Origin of the sequence: Enterobacter sp. 940_PEND (assembly GCF_001059415.1) — a bacterium.
GTDB classification, from domain to species: Bacteria; Pseudomonadota; Gammaproteobacteria; order Enterobacterales; family Enterobacteriaceae; genus Enterobacter; species Enterobacter cloacae_M.
Genome location: NZ_JUMS01000105.1, coordinates 1 through 2,021, shown reverse-complemented (window position 1 = coordinate 2,021; position 2,021 = coordinate 1). Strand labels below are relative to the sequence as shown.

3 protein-coding genes are annotated in these 2,021 nt (G+C 40.2%); 2 read left to right on the top strand and 1 reads right to left on the bottom strand.

Annotated features, from left to right (window positions below):
- Positions 1 to 157: 157 nt before the first annotated feature.
- Entirely contained in the window at positions 158 to 739 is a 582-nt protein-coding gene (locus tag ADJ24_RS15070) for a hypothetical protein (protein ID WP_023308886.1), read from the top strand.
- A 304-nt stretch (positions 740 to 1,043) separates the two neighbouring features.
- Positions 1,044 to 1,550, top strand: a complete 507-nt coding sequence (locus tag ADJ24_RS15065) for a hypothetical protein (protein ID WP_032667914.1) — start codon at positions 1,044 to 1,046, stop codon at positions 1,548 to 1,550.
- 93 nt (positions 1,551 to 1,643) lie between these two features.
- On the opposite strand, the gene ADJ24_RS25135 is transcribed toward ADJ24_RS15065, so the two are convergent.
- Positions 1,644 to 1,853 (bottom strand): hypothetical protein, encoded by a 210-nt coding sequence (locus ADJ24_RS25135; protein ID WP_125387102.1) that lies wholly within the window; start codon positions 1,851 to 1,853, stop codon positions 1,644 to 1,646.
- Positions 1,854 to 2,021 lie beyond the last annotated feature (168 nt).

The window sequence follows — 2,021 nt, the reverse complement described above, 5'->3', positions numbered from 1 at the left end:
GGGCATTATCTGAACATAAAACACTATCAGTAAGTTGGAGTCATTACCCAGTTTTTTTGAAAATTGATGAAATAGCTGCGGCAAGATATTGACTACATTTAGAGAGATTTTGTTAAAATGAGAATTAAACTCACGTAACATTTTTGGACAATAACGGATGAATATATTCGCCCAGTATGGAAAAGAGATTTTTGCGTTTATCGTTCCTGTCTTTACGTTGATTATCAATAAATACTTCAAAAATAGCGCAAAAATTAGCTATGGCGAGCTGCATCAGTTCACCTATTTACTCAATGAACCTCTCTTGGACAAGGAAGGTGAGGTGCTCCAGGCTACGCAAACTGTTCATACTCAGTCATATATTTTCAGGAATGATGGAAAAGAGCCTGCTACGAATGTAGAACTTATCTTTAACTATGCGCCAATGTACCTCAATGTTTGGCCATCACGCCTTTTTGCAGAAAAAAATGACTCATCTCGTAGGTATGTCATGGTATTTGATTACCTTGCGCCTAAAGAAACCATACGCTGCGAGGTGTTGGCCATCAATGCGCAAATACCAGTGCTCTTATCTGTAAGGTGTAAAGAAGGTGTTGCTCAGAACATGGTGCTGATGCCGCAAAGAGTCTTTCATCCCGCTTTTATCAATTCCCTTAGGTTCCTGATTTTCCTTGGTTCAGTAAGCTTCGTGTACATCTTTGTTGTTCTTCTCCAGTGGTTACTCTTGAAAACAGGTTAACTGTTGTTGAAGTGCAGTTGCTTTAGCTTGTCTTGAAAAGGTTAGTTACAGCATGTACTTCGCTCCTGGTTTCGTCTCAAACCCAATGATCCTTGCTGAAGAGAATGAATTGGAACTGTAATCACATTGTTGTATGAATTGTTCATTGGTGACTGTGCAACCCACCCAAAACTGGGGAATAATAAAGGTCGCTTAGAGCGTAATTCGGATTGCTTAGATTAATGATAGATTGACCTTGGTCAAGACGGATGGAAGTCGAGTAACTGACCTAAAAGGAAGTGTCCAAAAGGGTAAAATTTACATAATGAGGGGAGATATCTCGATAGAACCCGGCGATGAATTACATCGTGAAATGCCTGCAGGAAGATTCGAAGAGTATGTTGTTGTTGAACCCAATTTCTATCAAGGGGTGCATGGGATTCCCGCGCATTATCAAACAGAGGTTAAGAGAAAAGGTAATCAGCAACCTCAAGTTGGCACGGTAGCGTCACATACCACAAACTATAACTTTTATGGTGATAATAGCAGGGTTAACAATAGCTCAATTGATAACTCGAACAACTTCACGGGTAGCGATGAGAATATCCGTCAGGCGATGGCTATACTGCATGCAGCAAGAAAAGATATAGAAACTTCCGCAATGGAACCTATTGATTCGCAGACCATCAAAGCGACCTTAGACATTGTTGAGGGTCAAATAAAATCTCAAACTCCGTCCAAGCCAGTTATCAAGACACTTCTTGCCGGATTACCAGTAGTCGCTCAGGCTCTACCTTCTATCGTAAAACTCGTGGAAATCTTTAAGAGCTAATTATCTGCCCTCCAATTTGTCGCCATAGAGCTAAAAGTTATGATATAACTTATTGATTTTAATGTTTTTATTTTTATGGCAACAAAAAACCCATTACAATCTACGATAATCAATTTCTAGTGAGTAAATCACATAAGGCGCTCCATTTCGGCTATTTACATGAACTGAAACAGTTTTTAATGGGATTTGGCAAGACGAGCATTGTTGATTATCAGTGATAAATTCATAAGCGCCTTCACCACAAACCTGTGCTCCGCAATTTGGACAAAAGTCACTGTTCACCGTTTCATCAAAGAAACCCATTTCTAATCCTCCGCCAGCACTGAACCTTAAGTATGCATCCCTGAGTTGCCAACAGGAAATGCTTTTTAAATATCAGTGGACTCAAAGTGGACATGGACAAAAAAAAGGGTTACGTTTCCACGTAACCCCTTGTTTTATTTGGTGGAGCTGGCGGGAGTTGAACCCGCG

What these genes read in the sequence shown, in the direction of transcription:
- ADJ24_RS15070 (WP_023308886.1), top strand. Translation starts at nt 158, where the DNA reads ATGAATATATTCGCCCAGTATGGAAAAGAGATTTTTGCGTTTATCGTT.
- ADJ24_RS15065 (WP_032667914.1), top strand. Translation starts at nt 1,044, where the DNA reads ATGAGGGGAGATATCTCGATAGAACCCGGCGATGAATTACATCGTGAA.
- ADJ24_RS25135 (WP_125387102.1), bottom strand. Translation starts at nt 1,853, where the DNA reads ATGGGTTTCTTTGATGAAACGGTGAACAGTGACTTTTGTCCAAATTGC.